Source organism: Paraflavitalea pollutisoli, from assembly GCF_029360705.1.
GTDB lineage: Bacteria > Bacteroidota > Bacteroidia > Chitinophagales > Chitinophagaceae > Paraflavitalea > Paraflavitalea pollutisoli.
In genome coordinates, this window is record NZ_JARKMX010000004.1 from 96,527 (window position 1) to 121,135 (window position 24,609).

Below are 24,609 nucleotides of genomic sequence, written 5' to 3' on the forward strand. Positions count from 1 at the left end.
AACAAACCCCGAATGAAGCGCTACTGGTTTACCGGTAGGTTGGGTGTACTGTGTCAACCTACCGCACGTCGAGTTTTTTACGGATGACCTGCCGTTCCTGTTCGGTGCGGGCCTGCTGCAGCGCGGCGTGCAGGTGTTGCCTTGCTCGTTCTTCGTCGATACCGGTATAGAGATCACCCAGTAACAGGTGATAGAAGGGATGGTCGTGCAGGGATAGTTTTTCCGCTTCGGGAATCGCTGTCAGCTTGTCACGTGCTTTGGCCAATGCATAGGTGCGGTTGAGGGCTGCCAGGGCACTGTAGTCTATTTGCAGCAGGTGGTTATAGTGCTGCAGGATATGCTCCCATTTCTCCTGACTGTCGGTCTGTTGGGTATGCCACCAGGCAATGCCCGCTTCGAGATGATACTTCGACAAGGTATTGCCGCTGGCGGCGCAACGCAGGAAATACCCGCCCTTGCTGATCAGGTCGCTGTTCCAACGGCTGCTGTCCTGCTGTGCATAAAGAATAAATCCGCCGTGTTCATCGAGGCGGGCATCCAGGCGGGAAGCATGAAAGCACATCAGTGCCAGCAAGGCGTTTACGGGTGGTGTATTAGTGGTACTGTGCTCTACCAGCATCGTGCATAGGCGCATGGCCTCCAGGCAAAGCTCCCGGCGAATGGCCAGGGGCGCCTGCAGCGAATAATAACCTTCGTTGAAGAGCAGGTAGATCGTTGTCAATACGGTTTCCAGTCGTGCGTCGATAGCATTAGGCGGCGGCAGTTCGATTACGATCTTCGCTTCGCGTAGTGTTTCCCTGGCACGGTAGAGGCGTTTGTTGATGGTGTCTTTAGACGTTAGAAATGCGGCGGCGATCTCGTCGATCCCGAATCCGCAGAGGATGCGCAGGGCGAGCCCGATCTGTGCTGCTGCGGGTATAGCAGGATGACAGATGGTGAACATCATGAGCAGCTGGCTGTCATTGATGTTTTGTGGCGAAAGGTCGATCGTGGTTTGTGTCGACTGGCTGGCTGCTGCCAGTGCTGGCATTATCTTTTGGTGGTAGGTTCGTTGGCGTTGCAACTGGTTGATCGCTTTGTTGCGTGCTACCTGGTAAAGCCAGGCGACCGGGTTGGCGGGTGTGCCCTGCACCCCCCAGGTTTGTGCTGCCGTCAGAAAAGTTTCACTGGCGATGTCTTCGGCCGTGGTCATGGCGTCAAAACCAAAATGCCGGTATAGTACCGACACGATCTTGCGGTATTCCGTCCTGAACAGGTGCGGCAGCAATACAGGTTCCTGGTCGCCTGGCATACTATGCTGTTTAGGAGGCAGCCTGGTGCACCCCCATTACTTTTCTTACTTCCACGCTATTGCCTTCGCCCTCGAGGATGGGGCAGGCGCGGGCCATGGATACGGCGTCATCAAAATCAGTGGCTTTCACAATGATGAACCCTGCCAGCGATTCTTTGATCTCTGCATAAGGGCCATCTGTTACCACGGCTGTTCCTTTCAATACCCGGCCTTCGGTGGACAGACCTGTACCGCCGCTGAATTTATTTTGCGCAGCAATGCCGCCCACCCAGTCCTGGTACTGCTGAATAAATACCTGCATCTGTTCCGGCGAAGGTTGTTTTTCTTTGGTAAGGAGGTCGAGGCGCATCAGCAATAGATATTCTTCCATGTTGGCAAGATTTTGTTTGGCGCAGGTTTTTTGACAATGGCCTGCGCCTGGTAAATGTAAATCAGATTCCGGATGGTACATACGTGAGTAATACCACACCACTGCTGAATATACGGTGACCGCTCAATTGCAGATCGAGTGAGTGCCCGATTCCCTGTAAAAAAGGCGTGCCGACCCCCAGGGCCACCGGGTCGATCATCACCTGGAAGGTATCTACCAGCCCGGCAGCCGCCAATTGAGCCAGCAGTTGACCGCTGCCCAATACCGTGATGGGTTTACCACCATGGGCTTTGAGGTCCCGGATAGCGGGGATCAGGTCGCCCTGTACGATACGGGTATTTTGCCAGGACGCCTGACGGAGGCTGCGCGATACGACCATTTTGTCGGCGGCATTCATGCCCCGGGCCATCTCGGGCATCAAGGTGGCTGCCTGGGCCGTTGGCCAGAAACCGGCCATCATGTCGTAGGTCTTGCGGCCAAACAACAACAGGCTGTCTGTCTGCAGACCTTCCAGCGCATAGGCGGATTCTTCTTCCCCATGCCGGTGCCAACTGGTATCGCCCTTACTGCCCTGGTAAAACCCGTTGAGGGTCAAAAAAGTAAAAGATGATAATGGATGCATGTTATTGGTTTTATACAGAAAAGAAGGCTGTCATTACCATAACAAACAAGTTGCCCCCGATTGGACAAGGGGCGTAAAAAAAGCCTGCAAGCTGGTGGGCTGCGGGCGGGTATCGGGAAAGTTGACGGGAATGACTGATGCGGGCAGTGGAAGGCCGGCGTTGGGCGGGATGCCTGGTCAGGCGCTAGCAGGGATGGAAAAGGAGAAAGTAAGGCCGCCTGCGTCATTTTTTTCTATGTGCATTTGTTGCTGGTAGATCTTATCCAGGCGTAAAATGGTGTTGCGCAGGCCTATGCCTTTACCTTCCAGCAGCCATTCGAGCGGGCCGATATAACGGGAACCCGTATTACTGATGCAGATCTCGATCCGGTCAGTGACCTGGCGGCAATGCAGGCTGATCAATCCGCCATCGATACAGGGCCCTACGCCATGTATTACGGCATTCTCAATCAGGGGTTGCAGTAACATAGGCGCAATGCGCGCGTTCATGGCGGCGGGGCAGGCTTCAATGGAGACCTGCAACCTGTCGGCAAACCGTTCTTTTTCCAGTTCGAGGTAGGTCCGGATGAAATGCAGCTCGTCGCTCAATTGCACCTCGTCTTCTTTGGTGGCCTGCAGGGCATAACGAAAGGTATCGGCCAGTTTGGCGATCAGTTCGCGGGTCTGTTCCTGTTGGGGTGGAATGGTGGCATTGATGCGGTTGAGTGTATTGAACAGGAAATGGGGTTGTATTTGTGCTTTGAGTACCTGTACATCGCCCTGGTTGGCCAGCTCCCGCCAGGCCAGCGCTCTCGCCTTGTGCGCCTGGCTACGTGCCCGCAAGCGCCACAGGTGGTACACGACCAGTATAATGCAGTAGGAAAATACGACCAGGAACAGGAATCCGAAAGTGCCTCGTTCCTGCGGTATTACCATTTCTCCAAAACAATCCGTGGTGACCAGGAGCCAGCTAAAGGCGAATAACGCCAGTGTAATGACATGCACCAGGAATTGGGTCGACAGTTTTTGACGGCGGAAGAGGTGAATGCTTAGCCACCAGCAGGAAGCTACCAGCAGTAATTTGATGAGCAGCTCGACGATACGGGAAAAAAGTTCCTCTGGCGGGTAACAGCTTTTGAACAGCAGGAGCGCAACGAACAATACGCTCAGCGCTTCTGCTGAATGTAGCAACCAGGTGGTCGTTGTTTTTCCGGCTATAGTGTGTGTCACTATTTTCTTTTCTAGTAGCATCATGGAACACTAAAAAAATCAGTAACAAAACTATTCCCTGGCTATCTTTATTTTCGCAGAATAAATACCTGTATTTGAAATTGAGTAGTAGTACTCAATTCGCTCAACGACCTGTTCTGTCAGTCTTTCACACCCTCCTCAGACTGGACCGGCTGTTGTAGTTACTTATTCCAGCGCTATAACAAGCAGTATGAATATGATCCACGTTGCACTTGTAGACGACCATCCAGCGATATTGAATGGTTTGCGTATGATCCTGACCGCTTACCCCGGCCTGGAAGTAGTAGGAACTTACACCGATGGTAGTCAGCTGATGGCCGGCCTGGCCGTAAGGCAACCTGATGTACTGATCATGGACATTCAGCTTCCCGGGGAGGATGGGATCAGTTTGTGTAAAAAAGTGACAGCGAATTGGCCGGCTGTTAAAGTGATCGTGTTTACCAATTGCCATGACCGGCACTACGTGAAAAGCATGATGCAAAACGGAGCGGCCGGTTACCTGCTCAAGACTGCCGACGGTAATATCATTCATACTGCCATTGGTTCGGTGGTAGGGGGTAATCAGTATATCCACGATGAATTGAAAGAACAGATGGTGCAGCAATTGATCACCAGTAAACGCAGCGATCCTTTTGCCCCCTCGCTGACCAAGCGTGAGCGGGAGATCATTGCCCTGATCGTGCAGGGACTGAGCAACCAGGAGATCGCAGACCGGCTTTTTCTCAGCATCCGTACCGTCGAGAATCACCGTTTCAACCTCATTCAAAAGCTGGATGTAAAAAATACGGCAGCACTGGTCAAGAAGGCGATGGAATTAGGGCTTGGGGGATAGTGCCTGCAACTGATATACCCGCATTTGATCAATCTGCTACTGTTTTCAACAAGGTGAATGTCGCATTTTTGTGCCCAAGCACATATCGTATGGATACCATCTACATCGTAGGAGCGGGCGCTATTGGCAAAGCCCTGGCAGCGCTCCTCACACATCATCACCGAAAGGTCGTATTGCTTAGGGCGCGTGCAGCGCAGGCCGTACCGTATAAAGAAACCATCACGCTCGAAGTGCCGGAACAGCTGCCTATACAGGCCACAGTTACCGTCAGTAGCCTTGAACAGGTTGCCAGCTTCGAGGGGATCGTGGTGCTCACCAACAAATCGTTTGGCAATGAACGCATAGCTGGTTTGCTCCGCGGCAAAACAGGCCATTCGCCGATTGTGCTTCTGCAGAATGGCCTGCGGGTGGAAGAATGTTTCGCGGATCCCGCATTTTCGGAAGTGTACCGTTGTGTATTGTTTGTGACCAGTCAGTTTACTGCCGATGGTTACATTCGTTTTCGACCTGTAACCACTTGCCCCGTGGGGGCCGTGAAGGGGGAGGGCGCGCAGCTGGAAAGCGTTGTGGAGCGGTTACATACTCCCGTATTCCCTTTTCGGGCAGAACCTGACCTTGAGCCCATCGTATGGAAAAAAGCGATTGCGAATTGTGTATTCAACTCCATTTGCCCCTTGATCGAAGCAGACAATGGTATCTTTCACCGCGATCAACAGGTGCTTTCCCTGGCTACTGCCGTGGTTGCGGAATGTGTCGGCGTAGCCCGGGCGAAAGGGATAGCCTTGACGGAGGAGGAGGTATTGGAAAGCGTGCTGCTCATCAGCCAGCGATCGGATGGTCAGCTGATCTCGACTTTGCAGGACATACGGCAGGGACGGCCAACGGAGATCGCTACCTTGAATGCAGCGATCGTTGGGTTTGCAGAAGAGCTGGGGTTGGGCAGCCAGGTGTCTGCCACCAGGCTGCTCGGTCAGTTGACCCAGTTAAAATCTGACCTGGGCCGTTAACCTCATCGCTTCGCCAGCACTTCGTATTTTCCTACTTCGGTACCATCGTCTCCCAGCATTTGCAGGGTGAGTGCGCGTTGATCGGCCTTTACCCGGATGAGTGTCCGGTTGCCATCTTTCGGTCCGCCGCCGATAACGATAGGATAATTGTGTGTGCCGGCAACCGGCGGGTGTACGCCGTATTTGTGGGTATGACCAGAGATCACCAGGTCTACTTTGTATTTATCAAACAGGGGAGAGAATAATTGACGGCAATGCAAGGTGCCATGCCAGTCGCCGGAATAGTGCGGTGGAATATGCATCATCACTACCTTATAGGGGGCCTTTTTATAGGCTTTGCTTTGCAGTTGTTGTTCCAGCCATACCGCTTGTTGTTCCCGGTAATGATCGAAGTCTACAATGCCTGCATATACGGCTGTATCATCTGGTTTATCTTCCCCCGTATCCAGCGCTATGGCAAATACGGGCCCCCATTGGAAACTGAAGTATTGTCCACCGGGATTGGTGAAATATTCCTTCAGGTTACGCGCATATTTTCCGCGGGTTTCGTGGTTGCCGCGTACAAACATCATGGGTTTGCTGGAAGCAAAGCAGGTGGTGCAAGGCGTCAGCAAATGATCGATGATCTGTTGTTCATCGGTCTGGTAGTCGAACATGTCGCCATTCAGAAAAACATAGTCATAGGGAAAATCCTTGTTGTGGTTCATCAGGTGCTGAAAAGAGGCCGGCCGATCGTGAATATCGTTCAATACCAACCAACTTACCTCGGTTGCACCCGGGTGGATGGTGGAGAAATGGAAGTCTTCACTTTTGATGGTTTCGCCATAGGTCAGTTTATAGGGCTGAAACTCTACAATATCTTTGGATACCACGCGGTAGTTGTAGGTCTTTCCTGGCTGCAGGCCTTCGATGACGACCTCATGCACCCGGTTAAAAGCATCGACCAGTCCATCGGTAGTCGTATGCGCCTTTTTATCAAACGCGCCGTTTTCTCCGTATTCTACCCAGCTGTAACTTGGCCTGGCGGTTAGGAAACGTACAGATATGCTGGTGGGGTTGACTGCCTGCAGGTAGGGGCGGGTGAGAAAAACATGCTCCACGGCCCTTGGTGCGACTGGCGCCGATGCGGCGATACCGGCGATAGGCGTCAGGGCTGCGGCGCCCAATGCGCTGGCGCGGGTAAGTGATCCGAGAAAATGTCTTCTGTCAAAGGCTGGTGAGGTTTGCTCGCTCATAGAAAATACTTAAGGACTAAAAGTAAGTAAAAGACCGTGTCGATATTGAGCAAACGATTGCACCCTGTTGCGGAACCCACTGGCAGCGCGGGGGAGTGTCGGAAAATTCATGATTAATTAACGGGAACGCCCTGTTTTATAATTCTTTAGGGGGATAAAGAACGGCGGCTCGTAGAATTACGATCCGCCGTTGTAAATACTGAACATTTTTAATTGCGCAGTTTCACTCTTGTGTTAAAAGAGTCTTAATAGTACTTTTATATCGTTGATTAAATGATACGGTTTCCGACGATCCAACATCCAGAAAGACCAACAATATCCAGAAAAACCAAGACCATCCAACATCCAAAAAGAAACCAATCGGAAACAATATCAGTTAACAACCATTTAAAATTCCAGTATCGATATCCAATGATCCAGGAAAATCTTTCATGGTTAATGTTCATCTGAATCACGTCCAAAAGATTTTTAAGCCCCGCACCAGCGGGGCTTGTTTTTTTTATCCATCCTTCCCGGCAGCTACCGATGGCCGGTTCATCCACACGATGGCGCCGAGCATGATCCCGACGCCTGCCCATTGCAGACCATCTACCGATTCGTCCAGTACCCAGTAAGCCGATAATATAGCCACGGGAAGCTCCGCCGTCACGATGATGCTGCTCAGGCCCGTTCCCACCTTCGGCATGGCTTTGGAAAATAACAGGGGCGGCATGATCGTGCCGAATAAAGCCAGTAATACCGACCATTTAACAGTATCCGGGTTCAGGGAGACCTGTGCAGTCAGAGGCCGCATGTTGACCAACAGAATGCCCAGGGTAGATCCTGTCATGATCAAAGCGCTTTTCTGCGGAGCCGGGAAGTCTTTACCCAGTCGGCTGTTCGCAATGATGTACAGCGCATATAGCAGGGCCGACAGGCACGCAAAACCTGCGCCGCTCAGGAAATGCGGCGAGATCGTTGTACGTGAGAGATTGCCTGCCAGCAGCGTTCCCAATAGAATACATCCAACAGCCAGGAGCTGCCCCCTGGAGGGCCGTGCCTGGAAGATCACGCGCTCCAGAAGTAATCCCATCCAGGTAAACTGCATGAGCAGTAATATGGCGAGGGAGGCCGGAATGTACCGGACCGACAGGTAGTAGGTAAAAGACGAAAGGCCGATGGTGGCGCCGCTGGCCATCACGGGCAGCCAGCGACGTCGTAAGGCAGGCTGCTGCTGCCGACTGAGTGTCAGTAACACCCATAGCCATAAAACGATCATGCCAATGGCATGTTGTAACAGAGAGAGCCAGGCGATGCTATGTCCATCGAGGTAGGCGAGTTTTACAATTGTCGAGAGCACGCCATAGCTGCATGCACCCGCAAAGATCATTGCGCTGTATTTATTCATTGATTCCGGTTGAAAAATAAAAGAAGGCAGGCGGATGGCCTGCAGATTCGCTGGAGGGCAGCAACAACCGGAGCGCTATTGGAGCACTGGTGACAGTAACTTAAAAAAAGAGAAACCGGTTATTGGCCAATGGCAACCGGTGGCGGAGGTGTGGACTGTAAAATGCGATGGTTCATACCGCGAAAATACAAAAACTACGTTAACCTGTACTGCCTGATACCGGGGATAGGGACTATCTCAAGGCCCGGCCTTCCTGGCCGGTAATGTATTCGGAAGGGAGTTGACCGGTTACTTTCTTGAAGGCGATGGCGAACGTATTCCGGTTGTTGAAGCCGCATTGTTGTGAAATGCCGTTCATATTGAGGTTTTCGGCCTTTCCTTCCCGGATGAAACCGATACAGAATTGAATGCGTTGATAGTTCAGGTAGTCATTGAAATTCTTGCCGGTGGTTTGGTTGATGAATGCCGACACCTGGTGGGGTGCGAGGTGGAGGTCTTCGGCCAGCTCTTTCAGGCTGTAGTTGCTTTTCAGAAACGGTTTGCTGTTGGTCATCAATCGCTCCAGTGCCTGCGTGGTTTGCCGGATAAAAGCTTCTTCCATGGGGGGCTTTGGCTTTGCCGGTTGTTGCATCGGTTTAACTGACCTGCCTGTCAGGCCATATAAGATCTGCGGATATAGGTAGAGCGTAACGGCTGATAGCAGAATGCCCGCGGCAGGTGGTATGGTCGTAGACCAAACCAGTGAGTCGCCTGCCAGCATGCTGATGATGGTAGGCAGGAACAGCAGCAATTGTAAACCCGTATAGATATACTGCCAGCGGAACCAGACGGTGTTTTCCTTCACAATGTCGGATGGGATACTTCTCAGCAGGCGTACCTGCAGTATCCAATAAAAGGTAGCAATAACCGTCCTGATGGGTACATGCACATTGGCTGGCAACAACCATCCCTGGCGGAAAGCGGCAGCCAGTTCGAGGTTGTCAAGGTCTGCCCGGATAACAGGAACTTTTACGGCTGTTGCCGAGAATATAAAAGGAGTGTAGTCGATCAGGTAATACAAGGCCGGCAGCAAATGGATAAGGTCGGACCATGATAGCGATTTTCCTTTGGCGGCTACCCGTACATAGAGATAACAAAGCGGGATATACAAAAGCCAGCATACATTGCCCATTCTGTACAGGTGGGGTACGTACAGGATGAGTCTTGTATAGATCAGGTAGATGACGGTAAGCGTGATCCCAAAAGCTATGAATGCAGCACCCAGGAAACGATTGGCTTTAATGTCTGTATGCGGAGAAAAAGTCAGCAGTACGGTGCCTGTCAGCATCGATAACACGACCGAAATGAGACAGAAGATGGCTGCAGGCGTGTAAATGACTTGCATAAGCATGTTTTGATATAGCAGGTTGGGCATACAATTGATGCAAAAGGAAAATGATGCAGTCCAGATCTGTTACTAATGGTGATACAGCCAAAACAAGGTAGTGTCAATGTTTAAACAGGGGCGGAATGTCGGGATAAGGTAAATGGATGGAGATAGGTTGCTATGGGCTAAGATAATGCATTTTGTTTTTGATACATATAACGACCGCATAAAATTGTCTTGCTATCCGCGCCTGCTGCGCATGGCTCTTATGTGTTGCAGGCTCTTGTCTTTTTGTAGCTGACGGTATTCGGCAGAATCTACTGCATACAAGGCTACTCGTCCCTCGGCATCGCTGTGGATACCCCATCCGTAACGTTTGGAGAGGGGAGATGAACGCAGGCAGGGCTGCCCTTTCGAAAAGAAGGCAGCCCGTGCGGCAGGTTGTTCATGGCTGATTATATGGTTTCGCTCAGCAAAAACCTGGAATAATACATCGTCGGAAGTATATTTATAAGGGTTGTGCGCGATTATCTCGAAATGGTGATTGGCTACTGTTTTACTGTCACCTTTCTGCGGTGGTACTTCGCCGATCCTGACAGGACAATCGTCTGCTATTTCAATAAATGTATTGTGGTAGTTGGTGGTGTGGATTTTATTGTCCTTCATGACTTCAATGGCTGAAGTACAATTTAAGACTTTTTTCGTTTAGCATCCATCCACTGCCATCGTTAACAAATCGCTCCCGGCAGGTTATTACAAGGGGCAATCCTTCGAAAATTAACGCCAGACGGGTAGCTGAAGAAAGCTGTCATTGTGCCATTTGATCACCAGGGGCGTTCCCGCATCCCGGATGGTTTCACTGCTTACGTCTTTTCCTGTACCGTAATTGATCTGTTCGAAAGGGCTTTTATTGATGTTGACGATGGCAACGATCCTGCTGCCTGTCTGCAGTTGCCTGCTGGTCATATAGGAATTGGAGAATGGGATCGTTGTTTTGTTACCCGGGGTCAGTAAATGTCGCACACGATGATCTTGGGCATAGCTGGCCCGTCCCATAAAATAGGTCAGGTAGATGTATTGGCCTTTGGCCGTTTGTTCAAATAATACGACGCTGAAATCTATATCCCGCTTGCTGATGGTGGCAGATAATTTTCCCATAAAGCATCCTGTCAATTCCAGCGGAGCGGATAGGGGGGCGCTTTTGAACACGATGCCGTGGTTGTCTGGCAGGCTGTCGTACAAAATGCTGTTGATGTAGTAATAGCTGTTGACGGTTCGTCGATCAGCCATATCCACCACCTGCCTGATGTAAGCAGGTTGTTGGGGACGGCTGCTGCTTAAGGTAGGCTGGCCATTGGTGGCTGTTTTGCTTAAGTAAAGGGTGAGGGTGTCGTTGCTGGTAGTGTTCCAGGACGCAGCGTGTTTCCACTGGTTGGTGCCCATCACCTGGTAGTTGACCTGGTTGCGCAGGATGGCAGGCTTGTCTTTGCCGAAGAAGATATGATCAAACCACTGGTAAATGATCTCATGAATGGGAATATTGGCTGATGGATCGATGCGGTAATTATTGAAGACGCTGTCGGGATATCCCTGGCAACCGAAATGACCATAAGGCCCGATCAATAAATAGTGCTGCGCATTCGGTACGTAACGCAGGTGTTCCCGAAAATAGTAAGTGGCCCCCACCTGTCCGCCGTCGAAATATCCTGTTGTGGTCAGTACGGGAATGTTGATATGCGCAAACTCTTCCCGGTAGGGAATCATGTTTTGCCAATAGGTATCATAGGTGGGGTGGGCGAGCCAGCTGCGGAAAATACGGTTGTTGGGCCTGTTGGCCAGGCTGTCCAGTGACCGGTAGGAGCTGCCTTCCTGGTACCACTGCCACAACAGGTCATTCCAATGCCGGCTGTTGTAATCGGCGGTATCCAGCCATTTGTTATTGGATACATAATAAGTCCAGGAGAAAGGAAAGGTCATGATCACATTGTTCATCATGGGTGCGTCCAGGCCCGGGGCAACGGAAGCCGAGGGTACGATCGTTTTCAAGGCTGGATGCAATTGCTTGGTGGCTGCCCATTGGGCAAAGCCACTGTAGCTGCCTCCATACATGCCCACCTGCTGGTTGCTCCAGGATTGGTGTGCGATCCAGTCGATGACATCGTAGGCATCGCGTCCGTCATATTCATAAGGGGCAACGTTTGTTTCGGGACTGTTTCGTTTGCCCCGTGTATAGGCTACTACGCCTGCGTACCCCCTGTCTGCTGCTTCCTGGGCCTTGCGGATATCCGCTACCCGGGCGTAGATGGTAAAGATCAGGATGGTGGGCAAAGGTTTTTGTACGCCTTTTTTCCGCACCAGCAGGGCTGATACCTGCGCGCCGTCGCGCGTGTTGATCAGCAGGGTGTCGTTGATGATATAACTGCTTTCAGGAGCAGAAGCGTAGGGCGTGGTTTGTGCCGTGACCGGTTGTTGAAGGGCCAGGCATAGCAAGGCCAGTGAGAATAGTATTCTCATAAAATGGAAGGTGGGTTTAAATGATGATTGTTATTGTTTATGCTTGCTGCGGAAAACAGCCGACTGCCGGTTGGATACGATCACCGGAAGACCATTGTGCAGCAGGATCTCCAGTCTGCCATCGGATAAACTTTTTACCGATTGAATGAACCGTGTATTGATCACACTCGTTCTGCTGGCGCGAAAGAACACAGCCACATCGAGTGTCTTTTCCAATTGATTGAGTGACCGTTTCAGGTATGTTTTCTTATCCCCGTAATATATGCGGGCATAGTTGCCGGTCGATTCGATGAGAAATATTTCCTCTACACGAATAAAATGAAACCGTTCTCCGTCTCTGATAAACAGGGTCGAAAGTGGTTGGTTGCCCGGCTGCAGGGCGGCTTGTGCCCGTTCGATGGCCCGGGCAAACCGTTCTTCGCGAATGGGCTTCACCAGGTAGTCGATGGCATTGGTATCGAAAGCCTGCACAGCATATTTATCAAATGCGGTGGTAAAGATCACTTCCGGTATCTCCTCCAGCGACTCCAGCAGGTCAAAGCCTGATCGTTCCGGCATTTGTACATCGAGGAAGATCAGTACCGGGCGGATGGTCCGGATCAGTTCTTCCGCCTCATCTGCATTCGCAGCCTCACCGGCGATGGTGAAATCGGGGTACAGCAACAAATGTCTTTTGATCTCTTCCCGCGCCAGGCGTTCATCGTCGACGATCAATACCGGATAACTCATGACAAGGGCATTAACAGGGTGGCCAATACGGTTTCGTGGTCTGTTTGTGCCAGGTGCAGGCTGGCCTGTCCGTGAAACTGCAGTTGTAGCCGCTCCCGGAGATTATTCAATCCCAGTCCCGGATGGGGACTATCGATCAATTTGCCGGGATTTTCCACCACGATCTGCAATTGGCCTTCCTGCCGTTTGACGGTAATGCCGAGTGTGCCGCCTGTCTTGCGGGTGGCGATACCATGTTTGACCGCGTTTTCTACCAGCAACTGCATGCTGAGCGGCAATACCTGTTGCTGCAGCAGGGTATTATCTACCAGCAGGGATACCTGCAATCTTTCCTCCAGCCGCATCTTCTCCAGTTCCAGGAAATCTGCCACCAGGTCCATTTCCTGGTGCAGGGGGATAAGCATCGCATCGCGGTTGTACAAGGCGGTTCTCAGTACTTCCGACAACAGATCGATGGCGCGCCGTGCCCCCTGCGGGTTGTCGATCACCTGTGCTTTGATGTTGTTGAGCGAATTGAAAAAAAAATGCGGATTGAGCTGGGCCGTCAGGTTGTTCAGCTGTGCCTCCCGGGCTATAATAGCGAGGCGGGCGCTTTCGCGGGTAGCTGTCAATTCGCGTTGTGCATAGTGATAACCGTAATAAGCCAGTAGCCAGATACTCATCAACCGGGTGCCGGTAACAAAGGTGGTAAGGCCTTGCTGCCGGAAATGTTCCTGCAGCGTATCTGAAAAGCCCGGCTCGAACCAGTGGCGTACCAGGTAGTTTTTGGTGATCGTCAATACCATAAAGCCCAGGCCCAACAGGAATATGGCGGGTATCAACCGCACGACCAGCTGCCGGGTAGGTAACTGGTGCCATCCCCGGCGCACTGACCAGGTTTTGTAGGCATGTGTGAGTGGAATATAAATGAGCAAGTCTGCAAAAAAGTGAATCACCGCCAGCCAGGGACTAAACTGCGTTCCGATATAGCCCAGGAAGTTCCAGTACAGGGAAGCAACCGACCAGCCGATCAGTTGGCATTTCCAGTATAGTGACCCCTTATTCAAGCCTGTTAACATGTGTAGCGGTTTACAGGTGCAAATGAAACCAATTGATACGGAATGGTAAAAACAAAGTAAAGGAGCGTCGGAACAGGGGGGATGAACGTAATTCTTTCTATTACAGCGGTTCAGGTATTCGTAAATTTACGATAGCGGCCGTACTTGATGCAATTTGGAGATTGAGCAGTTTTGCTCTTGTATCCACAATTGTGAATAAGTATTTTTGTATTGTTGAATTAGTTGATACGGTTTCAAAAAAATCCAAAGGTGTTCGCACCCAGATATCCGAAAAACCAAAGCTCTGATTGTATCCAATATCCAGGTTAAAGACCAAGCATCATCCAAAATCCAAAAACCAGGAAACATATCAACTAATCGGCGCCTTTAAATCCAATGTCAATGTCCAATTATCCAGGAAAAGCTGTGTGATTATTTTTCCTGATGACCGTCCAAAAAAGTTATGAAGCCCCGATTTTTCGGGGCTTATTTTTTTGCCTACCTTCCCGGCCCTTGTGTAAATATCCCCGCATGAAGAAGCTATCGATTGTTCCTGCCTTTGCGTTGTTCCTGTTTGCCTGCGGGCCCGTTTCCAGAAGCACCAGCCGTGCTGCTGCCAACACCGGTACTCCGGTCGAATGGTATGCCTATGCCAAAGACAAACGATATGACAATCCCTGGGAGCTGTATACCATCACCAATGGGGTCATCCGGTTGTTTGGCGACAAAACAGGCTACCTCATGTCCAGGCAGTCTTACGGCGATTTTGAGCTCACGCTTGATTACCGGTGGAATACCGGAAAGGAATACCAGCGGGGTACCGGTAAAAAGAACAGTGGCGTAATGTACAATGTGCCCGATACGGCCCGCGATATGTTGTGGCCTGCCGGCATCCAGTTTCAGATCAAGGAAGGCGCTACCGGCGATTTTATCCTGCTGGAGCAGGTCACGATGGAAGTGCGTGGGGAAACCCAGGCGCCGGGTAAAAGTGTGGCTGTGCCCCGCCTTAGTGAGCAGGAAAAGCCTGCCGGGGAGTGGAACACGATCCGGATTATCCATCAGCAAGGTCACTGTATGCAATATCTCAACGGTGTACTTGTCAATGAAGGCACCAAGGCCTCTACCCAAAAAGGCCGCCTGCTGCTGCAATACGAGGGATCTCCCATCGATTTCCGGAATATTCAAATGCGTACGCTACAATAGCGGAACTGAACGCTGCTTGTATCAAAACCGGACAGTGCTGGTTTGATAAAGCAATTCTACTGATTGAAAACGAGTTGGTTATAAAAGCGGCACTTTACTGGCAAGGATAAGTGAACCTATTGTCGTAAATGTATTGCTATGTTTAAAGCCTATCTCAAGACCGGTTGGCGCACCATCCGGAAGAACAAAGTCTTTTCCGTGATCAACATACTCGGGCTCACGTTCGGTATTGCGTGTTGCATGATGATCTTTCTGTTTCTCCTCAACGAATTCAGTGCCGACAATTTCCACAAGAATGGAAAGAACATGTACCGCGTGATGCGTGGTTTTGAGGTCAACGGCGATAAGCGCTGGGCGCCCTATCTCTCCGGTCCCTATGGTCCCGCCTTGCTGAACGATTTCTCATCACAGCTCAAGACGGCCGTACGGGTAAGAACTACCTCGGGCCTCATATCCATCGATGACAAAGGATACAACGAAAAGAAGCTGGTCATGGCCGATGACAACTTCTTTGATCTGTTTTCTTTCCCGCTCACCAAGGGCAACGCTGCTTCCGTGCTGAAAGAGCCGGGCAGCATCGTGCTCACCGAGAAAACCGCGAAAAAGTATTTTGGGGATGAAGACCCCATCGGCAAGATCGTACAATTCAACAAACGACTGGCGCTGAAAGTGACTGGTGTGGCCAAAGACGTACCGCTCAATTCACACCTGAATTTTGATATGGTATTGCCCATTTCGATCGTCTCGAAAGAAGACTGGTTCAATGTATGGATCAACAACAACCAGTTCGTCTATGTACAACTGAATAACCCGGCTGAAAAAGCGGCGTTGGAAAAGCAGTTCCCTGCCTTTATGGAAAAGTACATGGGGGCTGATATGAAACGTTTTGGCACCAAATTCGACCTCAGGTTGAATCCGCTGGAGGATATCTATTTTGAAGCGCCCAATGCATTCGATGATGTGCGTCATGGCGATAAAAAAGTAGTGTATGTATTCCTGTCGATCGCCGTATTGATCCTCCTGGTGGCCTGTATCAATTTCACCAACCTCTCTACCGTACGGGCGATAGAACGTTCACGGGAAGTAGGGGTGCGAAAGGTACTGGGGGCACTACGTTTTGACCTGGTGCGGCAGTTTATCGGTGAATCCGTACTGCTGGCCACGATATCCTGTCTGCTGGCTATTGGGCTGGTGGAACTGCTGATGCCCTGGTACAACCAACTGCTCGGTTATTCACTGACGGTGTCCTGGAATTCGCCGGTTATCTATGCTTTCCTGGCCGGCGTGATCCTGTTGGTTGGTCTGTTGGCAGGCAGCTATCCCGCCATCGTGTTGTCGGCCTTCTCGCCCGTGCAGGCGCTCAAGGGTAAACTACGGCTTGGCAAAGGTGGTGCTTTCTTCCGCCAGGGCCTCGTGGTCGTGCAGTTCAGCATCTCCGTATTCCTCATTATTGGTACCATTGTTATCGTTAACCAGATGCGGTTTGTAAAAAGTAAGGAGCTGGGCTTCGACAAAGAACATATCGTGTTGGTGCCAGTTAGCAATGATGAGATCTATAACCACCGGTGGGCGTTCAAAAATGAATTGACACAAAACCGGCAGATCGCAGCGGTTTCCATTATGTCCGGAGCACCCGGAGGATTTCACGATATACACAATTTTGAAGTGGAAGGCGGCAATGATCAGATCATCAAGCTGCGCACGGAGTTTGCCGATTTCGAACTGGTGCCCACACTGGGACTGAAGGTCATTGCAGGACGCAACCTGTCGGCCCAGTTCCCGACAGATACTGCCGGATCGGTGTTGATCAACCGCAAGGCTGCCACCACGCTGGGCTTTACGCCTGAACAAGCTATCGGTAAATGGATCAAGAATACAATTCGCGATGAATCGAGGCGCCGGATTGTGGGCGTGATCGAAGATTATAATTTCAGATCGCTTAAAGAAGAAGTGGAACCACTGGTGATCTCTCCCAACGAAGACAACCGCGTCATTGCCATCCGCCTGAAGCCCGGTGATGTGCCGGAGGCGCTGGCTGCTATCAAGGCGGAGTATTCGAAACAGGTATCCGTTTATCCTTTCGAGTATGATTTCCTCGATCAGCAATTTGACGCCTCTTATAAGACTGACGAAAGACAACAATCCTTACTAACGGTATTCTCTGGTCTCGCCATATTCATTGCCTGCCTGGGACTGTTTGGTTTGGCCTCGTTTGCGGCGGCGAAGCGTACCAAAGAGGTGGGCGTGCGAAAGGTGCTGGGTTCCTCTGTGACCGGTATTATAGTACTGTTGTCGAAGGATCTGTTGAAGCCGGTATTGCTGGCTATCCTGATCGCATTCCCAATAGGATATTATGCCATGCATAACTGGCTGCAAACTTTTGCCTACCGGATCGATATTCAGTGGTGGATCTTTGTGCTGGCAGGCTTGCTAGCTGCCTCAATAGCATTGCTTACGGTGGGTTTTCAGGCGCTGAAAGCGGCCCTGGTAAACCCCGTGAAGTCACTACGGGCCGAGTAAAATTTGTCCGATCGGGCGACTCGTAATAGTACGAGGTTGCCCGTAGATGGTGCAGAAAAAGGAAAGGGCGGTTTTGCGCTTGCGCCGGCGGCCTCTGCTGAGTAGTTTTGTATTGTTGATTACATGATACGGTTATCCGAAACTTCCAGGAATATCCATGAAAAACCAGCTTAAATAGGGATGTTCAATATCCGAAAAACCACCAGGATACCTTATCATATAATTAATAATCCAATCATCCGGGAAAGACCAAGGTTAAGTTTTCCTGATCACGTCTAAAAGATTCTGAACAAAGGCGGGTGGCTGCAGAGCGCTCGCCTTTTTTATTTTGCCGTCTCCATTACCTGGCGCTACCAGCCCTGTCGTTTTTCTTCTCCGTGCCTCAAGAGCCAGTTCACAATTATATAACCTGCTGGCTGCTGCCCGGCAATTATTTTTGCCGCTGTTTATCCGGCCCCCTTCTCGGCTGCTTCAAAACTTACAGGATGAAGAAAGCGCAGATACCCGATCCACTGCCTGCTACCGAACTGGCTACTGATCTGGAGCATTTCGACAGGTTGTACTATACCTATCACCAGGCTGTATATGCCAACATCTTCAAAATGGTGAGCCATGCGTCCTGCGCGGAAGACATTTTACAGGAAGTATTTCTCTCCCTCTGGGAAAACAGGCAAGCGCTCGACCCCGATAAGGTCGCCGGTTGGTTGTTTGTGGTTAGCTATAACAAAGCTGCTTCTTACCTCAAGCGTAAGTTAAAAGAACCTACGCTGCTGGTGGCAGACGACGAATCGATCACCCATGACATGGCTGCCGCTGAATCACCCGACGAAGAATTGTTTCAGCTGAGGCTATCTGCTGTGGAAGAGGCCATCAATCACCTGCCTGCCCGTAAGAAAGAAGTATTCCGCCTGTGCCGGTTCGAGGGCAAATCGCCTAACGAAGTGGCCAGCCAACTGGGTATCTCCGAGTTGTCGGTCAAGGATTACCTCAAACAATCGACCCAATTCATCCGCCAATACATTCGTAGCCGATATCCACATTTTGAATTGACTTCCTTGTCTCTCCTGCTGGTCTATATGGCTTAACAATTCCGTAATATTAAAAGGCATCCCCTTTTTTGCACTTCGGAGTATTTATGGTGAACATCCGTCGGGATTAACCAATATGCAACAGCAGAATACACCATGGATAGGGGTTTGGAATGAACCGCTCACAGTGGCTGAAAAGAAACAGTTGCTGGCTACCTTTCTCGAACAGGAAGCCGATTGGAAGGCTATGCTGGAAACAGCCTTCCTGGAAGATGTTCAGCAGCAGCGTCAATACCTGCCGACAGGTCGTACTGAACTTTTATTGACACTACTCCATACAAAGATCAGGCAGGAGGCCCGGTTGCAAGCGCCGGCGCGGGTGGTACGATTCTCATCGATCGGAAAATGGATAGCGGCCGCTGCTGTCCTGGCTGTTGTAGGAATGACCATCTATTGGTTCCGTCCGCAAAGCGGGGGACACCCTTCAACTCCTGCAGAGCTGGCTACCAACGACCAGCAACTGCATACGATCACCAATCGGACAAAGACCGATAGCCTGATCCGGATGGAAGATGGCTCCCTGGTCACACTGGCTGTTGGCAGTACGATCCGTTTCTATCAACCTTATAAGAATAATCTCCGGGATATCAGTCTAGACGGTCAGGCACTATTCAAAGTAGCGAAGGACTCTCTTCGGCCATTTACGGTATATGCCGGTGGTATTGCTACCACCGCATTGGGCACCCAGTTCCTGGTCACCACCCTTGAACAACATACAGTAGCCGTGCGTCTCTACGAAGGAAAAGTAGCCATTCATCAGGCTGCCGGTGGCCCGTCTATGAAAGAAGTGGTGTTGAAGCCTGGTGAGGAATTTTCATTGGATCAACTGCTACATCAATGCTCGGTCAGGCCCTTTAAGCAGATCAATACAACGATACCTGAGTCCGATCCTATAGAACAAAAGACCATTAAACCAAGAACGTCTGTGCGGGCCCTTGAATTTGCACAGGAACCATTACCCCTTGTCCTCACCGCTATCGGAAAGCGTTATCATGTGCACTTCGTGTACGATGAAGCCAGTTTGAGCAACGAACAGGTAACCGGCAAGTTCCTGTCATCCGACTCCTTATCCACGGTACTATCAATTCTCGGAACTGTAAACAAATTGACGTTTACCCACCAGGATGGGTCGATCGTCGTCAAGAAATCAGAATAATAGCATAATAGCACGAACCGGTTGTGAACATGCCTTACCCGCGTGCAGGCCGGCTATTGCCCCAAAAACACAAACAAGTATATGGTAGCACTCAACCAAACAATCAGCAAATGGTGCTGGCTCACCCTCGTGGCGCTTTTCGGCACCATCGCCGTGCACGCGCAGGACAAGGTCCAGCTAAAAGGTATCGTCACCACGGAAAGTGGTGATGCGCTCGCCGGCGTTTCCATCTCGGTACACGCCGAAGGTGCCAAAGACAAACAATCCTATACATCCAACGAGAAGGGGGTGTTTGTATTGGAATCCCTGGTACCCAAAACAAAGTATCGTTTTGTCTTTACCCACGTGGGGTATGAGGCTTATGAAGTAAAATCTTTTGAGATCAAGGCAGGCGTGAACAATTCCCTCATCGTACGTATGAAGGATGCCTCTGCCGGTCTGAATGAAGTCGTGGTGGTGGGTTATGGCTCGCTGAAGAAGAAAGATGTGACCGGCTCCATCAGTTCATTGAAGTCGGACAGGATCACGGAAATCGCAGCCGGGGATGCCACACAGGTGTTGCAGGGGCGTGTATCGGGTGTCTACGTGCAAACTACTTCCTGGCGGCCGGGTACTCCGTCGCAGGTAAGGGTACGAGGCAATCGGTCGATCACGGCCGACAACGAACCGCTCTATGTGGTAGATGGTATTCCCTTCGTGGATGCCATCAGCCAGATCAGTCCCAACGATATCGAATCGATCGAGGTATTGAAAGATGCATCGGCTACCGCCATCTACGGTAACCGGGGTGCCAACGGGGTTATCCTCATTACCACGAAGAAAGGCAAACAAGGTAAGACCATCGTTGAATACAATGGCTATTATGGTGTACAGAAGAACCAACCTTTGCCCGAACTCATGGATGCGGTCTCCTTTGTGGAGTACTCCCGCGAAGCACAACGCAATTCGCTCGGCGGTGCTTATGATCCCAAACCCAATAAAGAACTTGACCTCAGGAACGAGCAGCTGGTAGCTACACCTTACATGTTGGCCAATATACAGCGTGCCTGGGAAAGCGGTACCTACGATCCTTCCAAACTCGTCAGCACAGACTGGTTAAGCTATGGCTTACGCGATGGTGTGATGCAGGACCACCAGGTCAGTGTGCGTGGTGGCAGCGAACCCACCAAATTTCTCCTATCGGCCGATTATTTCAACAACAAAGGGGTGGTGCGTGACCAGGACTTTACCCGTTATTCGGTACGCATCAACGCCGAACACAATGTGGTCAAAGGATTCCGTATCGGTACCCAGACCGTTTTTTCCCGCTCACAACAGAACGCCGGCTGGGATGATGTATTTGACGGATATGGTCTCAAGAGTTTCAATCCACTGGCTTCTCCCTATGAAGCGGATGGCACTACACTCTCTCTGTTTCCGACCAACAATACCCGTACCCCCAACCCTATTACCAATTTTGGGGTGACCAAACGCGTCCGTAACATCGATCGTTTTTTAGGTAATTACTATGGAGAGGTCAGCTTCCTGCGTGATTTCAGTTTCCGCACCAACCTGGGGCTCGACTATCGCGGTTTGCAAACCCTGGACTTTAACGGCAAGAATACGGCCATTGCCGGTGGACAGGCACCTTCGGCAGCCTCGAACGGTACTGCCAAGAAGTTTATGTACACCCTGGAAAACATCCTGAGTTACAACAAAACCATCGGCAACGGACACTCCTTGTATGCCACCCTCGTACAGTCTGTACAAGCCGAGCAGGTAGAGAGCAATGGTATTTCTGTAAAGGACCTTCCTTATGATGGTCAGCAGTATTACAACGTAGGTAGTGCACTTACCCTCAACAACGTCAGCAGTGAGATCTCCAAATGGAACCTCGCTTCCTTTATGGGTCGTTTGAACTATAGCTATAAAGGAAAATACCTGGCTACGGTTTCTGCGCGTTACGACGGTTCTTCCCGACTGGCAGAAGGCAAGAAATGGGTGGCTTTCCCCTCTGTAGCCCTGGCCTGGCGCATCAAGAACGAAGACTTCCTGCGCAATTCCAACCTGTTCAGTGACCTGAAGCTGCGACTGGGCTGGGGTAGAACGGGTAACTCCAGCGTGAAGCCCTATACCACCTGGGGCGAACTGTCAACTATCCGGTATGTATTCGGAGAGGCGACTGCCCTTGGCTTTGCACCCAACAAAATGATCAACCCCAACCTTACCTGGGAAACGACGGGCCAGTACAATGTAGGTCTCGATTTCGGTCTGTGGAGCGGCCGCGTGACCGGTAGCCTGGAGTTTTATCAACAGAATACGTACGATCTGCTGCTCGATCGTTTCCTGCCATCTGCTTCCGGGTTCGACAGGATCCTGACCAACGTCGGTAAAACGAAGAACAAAGGGGTAGAGTTGAGCCTGCATACCAGCAATGTGCGCAGCCGAGCCTTTGAATGGAGCTCGGACTGGATCTTCTCCGCCAATAAGGAAGAGATCGTTGAGCTCTATAATGGCAAACAGGACGATGTTGCCGGTGGCTTGTTTATCGGCAACCCGGTACGTTCGCTCTATGACCTCGGGTTCAACGGCATCTGGCAGGATACGGATGGCGACAAAGCGGAGATGGCTAAGTTCAACGCCAACGGTTCAACGTTCAAGCCGGGCGATGTAAGGCCGCTCGACCGCAATCGCGACTACAAGATCGACGCCAGCGACCGCTACATCATTGGTCAGCGTGATCCCAAATGGACTGCCAGCTGGGCCAATAATTTCCGCTACCGCCATTTCGACGCGTCTGTATTCCTGGTAGGTATGTTTGGACAAACATTGTATCATGATCTGGACATGCGTTTTGATGGCCGTTACAACCAGCCTGCACTGGATTACTGGACACCCGCCAACCCCAGCAATAAATATCCCCGTCCTTTGCTGGGTACCGCCGGCCTGAACTACCTCAGCACGCTGAACTACTATGATGGATCATTTGTGCGTGTGAAGAACATCTCCCTGGGCTATTCGCTGCCTCAGCCTATGCTGAGAAAAGCCTTCATGGAGAAACTGCGGATCTACGCCAGTGTTCAGAATCCATTCCTGTTCACCAAATTCCCCGGTACCGATCCGGAAGGCGCTACCGGCTTCGATGAGCCCAGTGTAACGACTTATATGCTCGGTGTAAATATTGCTTTTTAATTGTAGTTCCTGTGTAGATGAACGAACTAAAAACACAATCATGAAAAAGTTTCTTTTATATAGCGCGGCTTCCCTGGTGATGCTTTCCTTTACGGCCTGTAAAAAATACCTGACCGAAAAGGTGGTAACGCAGGTATCGTACCAGTTGTATGAAACGGAAGAAGGGCTGGAAGGGGCCCTGGTATCTGCTTACAATAGTCTTCGCCTGGGGGTTAGTTCCGAGCGTATGTTGACCCTGGGTGATGCGGGTACCGACCTCTTTACCGTAGGTTCCGATGGCAATACGGCGATCAACCAATACCTGGCCACCTTATCCTCTCTCGAAGGGAAGATCGGTGATTTCTGGGATTATCATTATAAGGGCATTTCTATTTGTAATGTAACACTGGCTTACCTGCCCAAAGTGACCATGAATGCAGCCCGTAAAGTAGAAATGGAAGGGGAAGCGCGTTTTCTCCGTGCCTATTACTACTTCAACCTCGTACAGCACTACGGTAAAGTACCCCTGGTACTGGAAGCGTATGACCGGATCAAAACCGATTTCAAACGGGCACCTGTTGCCGCTATCTACGACAGTATCCTGAATGACCTGCGCATCTCCTATGACCGGCTTCCGGTTGCTGCCAAAGCACAGGGACGGGCTTCCAAAGCGCCTGTTGCGCACCTGATGGCGAAAGTATACCTGGCCAGGGCGAGCGCCGTTTCTGCCGAGCAAAAAACTACGCGTGGTACACAGCCTACCGACCTCGACAGCGCCATTCGCTATGCCAGCCGCATCGTGAACAAAGAGCTGGGTAGCTTTTCGCTGGTGGCAGATTATGCCAAGTTGTTTGATGTCGGTAACCAGGTGAATCCTGAAGTGATCTTTGCGGTTCAGTTTACCAATACCCTGCTGAACAATGGTAGCGGTAATCAGCAGCATCTTTACCACGTACCACAGTATGATGCCGTAAATACCCGGATACTGGCCCGTTCTACAGAGTATGGCCGTCCTTATCGCCGCGTACGTCCCACGCCGTTCGTGTACAATGAATTGTTTGGCGCCACGCGTAAATATGATTCCCGCTTCATGAAGTCTTTTGTCTGGGGATATATTGCCAATAAGGCGGCCACGGGTGTGGTGACCACCGCAGGAAACTCCATCAATGTGAAGGTGGGTGATACGGCGATCTACTTCTCACCGATCTTCTACAACACTACCCCTGAACTCAATGCAGCCGTGCAGGATAACAAACGGTTTGCGGTGTACATGCCGTTGAATACCTACCAGCCTTTCGCTTACAACTTCATCTTCCCGGGTCTGCGCAAATGGCTCGATGGTACCCGCCCTACGACCAACGAGGTGAATGGTGGCCGCGATTGGATGATGATGCGGTATGCGGAGACTTTGCTGCTCCTGGCCGAAGCTTATGGCCGTAAAGGTGATTATGAGAACGCTGCCAAATACATCAACCAGGTGAGAGAGCGGGCAGCGTACAAGGATGGTGAATTGAAATCTACTCAGTATTGGACATTTGAAGGTGGTTCCTATGCCGATCGTACTGCTACGTCTGTACCGCAGATGATGGTCACCGCGGCACAGATCAGTGGCAACTTCACCGACTTCATCCTCGATGAGCGGGGTCGTGAATTACTCGGCGAGTTTGGCCGTTGGGAAGACCTGGCGCGTTGCGAAAAACTGGTAGAGCGTGTGAAGAAATACAACCCGGATGCGGGTAATATCCGCGACTTCCATGTGTTGCGTCCTATTCCACAAACGCATATCGATCGCCTGGACCCCAAGGGACCGATTGAAGAAGAACAGAACAAGGGGTACTATTAATGATAAGTAAGCCTGCGGTCCATAACCGC

At 50.9% G+C, this 24,609-nt stretch carries 19 protein-coding genes; 8 read left to right on the forward strand and 11 right to left on the reverse strand.

Annotated elements, in window-relative coordinates; translation table 11 throughout:
• Nucleotides 1-58 precede the first annotated feature (58 nt).
• The 4 genes from P2W70_RS10310 to P2W70_RS10325 form a co-directional block, all read right to left on the reverse strand.
• Nucleotides 59-1,291, reverse strand: a complete 1,233-nt coding sequence (locus tag P2W70_RS10310; protein WP_276481368.1) for an RNA polymerase sigma factor — start codon at nt 1,289-1,291, stop codon at nt 59-61.
• Between the two features lie 10 nt (nt 1,292-1,301).
• A complete protein-coding gene (locus tag P2W70_RS10315; RefSeq protein WP_276481369.1) occupies nt 1,302-1,661 on the reverse strand; it encodes a YciI family protein in 360 nt (119 codons plus the stop codon).
• A gap of 61 nt (nt 1,662-1,722) precedes the next feature.
• Entirely contained in the window at nt 1,723-2,283 is a 561-nt protein-coding gene (locus P2W70_RS10320) for a dihydrofolate reductase family protein (RefSeq protein ID WP_276481370.1), read from the reverse strand.
• Nucleotides 2,284-2,460: 177 nt separating this feature from the next.
• Entirely contained in the window at nt 2,461-3,516 is a 1,056-nt protein-coding gene (locus P2W70_RS10325; protein WP_276481371.1) for a sensor histidine kinase, read from the reverse strand.
• Between the two features lie 187 nt (nt 3,517-3,703).
• On the opposite strand from P2W70_RS10325, the gene P2W70_RS10330 reads away from it, so the two are divergent.
• Nucleotides 3,704-4,345 carry a response regulator gene (locus P2W70_RS10330; protein ID WP_276481372.1) on the forward strand — a complete coding sequence of 214 codons (642 nt, stop codon included), beginning with the start codon at nt 3,704-3,706 and terminating at the stop codon, nt 4,343-4,345.
• 89 nt (nt 4,346-4,434) lie between these two features.
• Nucleotides 4,435-5,352, forward strand: coding sequence for a ketopantoate reductase family protein (locus tag P2W70_RS10335; protein WP_276481373.1), 918 nt, complete (start codon nt 4,435-4,437; stop codon nt 5,350-5,352).
• A 2-nt stretch (nt 5,353-5,354) separates the two neighbouring features.
• Here P2W70_RS10335 and P2W70_RS10340 read toward each other — a convergent pair whose 3' ends face one another.
• The 7 genes from P2W70_RS10340 to P2W70_RS10370 all read right to left on the reverse strand — a co-directional run bounded on the left by P2W70_RS10340 (nt 5,355) and on the right by P2W70_RS10370 (nt 13,641).
• Complete coding sequence (locus P2W70_RS10340) at nt 5,355-6,587, reverse strand: purple acid phosphatase family protein (RefSeq protein ID WP_276481374.1); 1,233 nt, start codon at nt 6,585-6,587, stop codon at nt 5,355-5,357.
• Between the two features lie 499 nt (nt 6,588-7,086).
• Entirely contained in the window at nt 7,087-7,974 is an 888-nt protein-coding gene (locus tag P2W70_RS10345) for an EamA family transporter (RefSeq protein ID WP_276481375.1), read from the reverse strand.
• A gap of 232 nt (nt 7,975-8,206) precedes the next feature.
• Entirely contained in the window at nt 8,207-9,358 is a 1,152-nt protein-coding gene (locus tag P2W70_RS10350) for a helix-turn-helix domain-containing protein (RefSeq protein ID WP_276481376.1), read from the reverse strand.
• A gap of 222 nt (nt 9,359-9,580) precedes the next feature.
• Entirely contained in the window at nt 9,581-10,006 is a 426-nt protein-coding gene (locus P2W70_RS10355; protein ID WP_276481377.1) for a DUF6157 family protein, read from the reverse strand.
• A 111-nt stretch (nt 10,007-10,117) separates the two neighbouring features.
• Entirely contained in the window at nt 10,118-11,854 is a 1,737-nt protein-coding gene (locus tag P2W70_RS10360) for a CocE/NonD family hydrolase (protein ID WP_276481378.1), read from the reverse strand.
• A gap of 30 nt (nt 11,855-11,884) precedes the next feature.
• Entirely contained in the window at nt 11,885-12,583 is a 699-nt protein-coding gene (locus tag P2W70_RS10365; protein ID WP_276481379.1) for a LytR/AlgR family response regulator transcription factor, read from the reverse strand.
• Nucleotides 12,580-13,641: a sensor histidine kinase gene (locus P2W70_RS10370; protein ID WP_276481380.1), complete on the reverse strand. Its 1,062-nt coding sequence runs from the start codon at nt 13,639-13,641 to the stop codon at nt 12,580-12,582. Before P2W70_RS10370 ends, P2W70_RS10365 begins: the two co-directional genes overlap by 4 nt.
• A 510-nt stretch (nt 13,642-14,151) precedes the next feature.
• Here P2W70_RS10370 and P2W70_RS10375 point away from each other — a divergent pair.
• From P2W70_RS10375 to P2W70_RS10400, 6 genes are all read left to right on the forward strand, one after another.
• The gene (locus tag P2W70_RS10375; protein WP_276481381.1) at nt 14,152-14,823 is read left to right on the forward strand and encodes a 3-keto-disaccharide hydrolase; all 672 of its coding nucleotides are present in this window, start codon (nt 14,152-14,154) and stop codon (nt 14,821-14,823) included.
• A gap of 138 nt (nt 14,824-14,961) precedes the next feature.
• Complete coding sequence (locus P2W70_RS10380; protein WP_276481382.1) at nt 14,962-17,343, forward strand: ABC transporter permease; 2,382 nt, start codon at nt 14,962-14,964, stop codon at nt 17,341-17,343.
• Nucleotides 17,344-17,828: 485 nt separating this feature from the next.
• Complete coding sequence (locus P2W70_RS10385; RefSeq protein ID WP_276481383.1) at nt 17,829-18,428, forward strand: RNA polymerase sigma factor; 600 nt, start codon at nt 17,829-17,831, stop codon at nt 18,426-18,428.
• Between the two features lie 79 nt (nt 18,429-18,507).
• Nucleotides 18,508-19,587 carry a FecR family protein gene (locus P2W70_RS10390; protein ID WP_276481384.1) on the forward strand — a complete coding sequence of 360 codons (1,080 nt, stop codon included), beginning with the start codon at nt 18,508-18,510 and terminating at the stop codon, nt 19,585-19,587.
• Between the two features lie 81 nt (nt 19,588-19,668).
• Nucleotides 19,669-22,758: a SusC/RagA family TonB-linked outer membrane protein gene (locus tag P2W70_RS10395; RefSeq protein WP_276481385.1), complete on the forward strand. Its 3,090-nt coding sequence runs from the start codon at nt 19,669-19,671 to the stop codon at nt 22,756-22,758.
• A gap of 40 nt (nt 22,759-22,798) precedes the next feature.
• Nucleotides 22,799-24,580 (forward strand): RagB/SusD family nutrient uptake outer membrane protein, encoded by a 1,782-nt coding sequence (locus P2W70_RS10400; RefSeq protein WP_276481386.1) that lies wholly within the window; start codon nt 22,799-22,801, stop codon nt 24,578-24,580.
• Nucleotides 24,581-24,609: the final 29 nt, after the last annotated feature.

What these genes read in the sequence shown, in the direction of transcription:
- P2W70_RS10310 (WP_276481368.1), bottom strand. Translation starts at nt 1,291, where the DNA reads ATGCCAGGCGACCAGGAACCTGTATTGCTGCCGCACCTGTTCAGGACG.
- P2W70_RS10315 (WP_276481369.1), bottom strand. Translation starts at nt 1,661, where the DNA reads ATGGAAGAATATCTATTGCTGATGCGCCTCGACCTCCTTACCAAAGAA.
- P2W70_RS10320 (WP_276481370.1), bottom strand. Translation starts at nt 2,283, where the DNA reads ATGCATCCATTATCATCTTTTACTTTTTTGACCCTCAACGGGTTTTAC.
- P2W70_RS10325 (WP_276481371.1), bottom strand. Translation starts at nt 3,516, where the DNA reads ATGATGCTACTAGAAAAGAAAATAGTGACACACACTATAGCCGGAAAA.
- P2W70_RS10330 (WP_276481372.1), top strand. Translation starts at nt 3,704, where the DNA reads ATGAATATGATCCACGTTGCACTTGTAGACGACCATCCAGCGATATTG.
- P2W70_RS10335 (WP_276481373.1), top strand. Translation starts at nt 4,435, where the DNA reads ATGGATACCATCTACATCGTAGGAGCGGGCGCTATTGGCAAAGCCCTG.
- P2W70_RS10340 (WP_276481374.1), bottom strand. Translation starts at nt 6,587, where the DNA reads ATGAGCGAGCAAACCTCACCAGCCTTTGACAGAAGACATTTTCTCGGA.
- P2W70_RS10345 (WP_276481375.1), bottom strand. Translation starts at nt 7,974, where the DNA reads ATGAATAAATACAGCGCAATGATCTTTGCGGGTGCATGCAGCTATGGC.
- P2W70_RS10350 (WP_276481376.1), bottom strand. Translation starts at nt 9,358, where the DNA reads ATGCAAGTCATTTACACGCCTGCAGCCATCTTCTGTCTCATTTCGGTC.
- P2W70_RS10355 (WP_276481377.1), bottom strand. Translation starts at nt 10,006, where the DNA reads ATGAAGGACAATAAAATCCACACCACCAACTACCACAATACATTTATT.
- P2W70_RS10360 (WP_276481378.1), bottom strand. Translation starts at nt 11,854, where the DNA reads ATGAGAATACTATTCTCACTGGCCTTGCTATGCCTGGCCCTTCAACAA.
- P2W70_RS10365 (WP_276481379.1), bottom strand. Translation starts at nt 12,583, where the DNA reads ATGAGTTATCCGGTATTGATCGTCGACGATGAACGCCTGGCGCGGGAA.
- P2W70_RS10370 (WP_276481380.1), bottom strand. Translation starts at nt 13,641, where the DNA reads ATGTTAACAGGCTTGAATAAGGGGTCACTATACTGGAAATGCCAACTG.
- P2W70_RS10375 (WP_276481381.1), top strand. Translation starts at nt 14,152, where the DNA reads ATGAAGAAGCTATCGATTGTTCCTGCCTTTGCGTTGTTCCTGTTTGCC.
- P2W70_RS10380 (WP_276481382.1), top strand. Translation starts at nt 14,962, where the DNA reads ATGTTTAAAGCCTATCTCAAGACCGGTTGGCGCACCATCCGGAAGAAC.
- P2W70_RS10385 (WP_276481383.1), top strand. Translation starts at nt 17,829, where the DNA reads ATGAAGAAAGCGCAGATACCCGATCCACTGCCTGCTACCGAACTGGCT.
- P2W70_RS10390 (WP_276481384.1), top strand. Translation starts at nt 18,508, where the DNA reads ATGCAACAGCAGAATACACCATGGATAGGGGTTTGGAATGAACCGCTC.
- P2W70_RS10395 (WP_276481385.1), top strand. Translation starts at nt 19,669, where the DNA reads ATGGTAGCACTCAACCAAACAATCAGCAAATGGTGCTGGCTCACCCTC.
- P2W70_RS10400 (WP_276481386.1), top strand. Translation starts at nt 22,799, where the DNA reads ATGAAAAAGTTTCTTTTATATAGCGCGGCTTCCCTGGTGATGCTTTCC.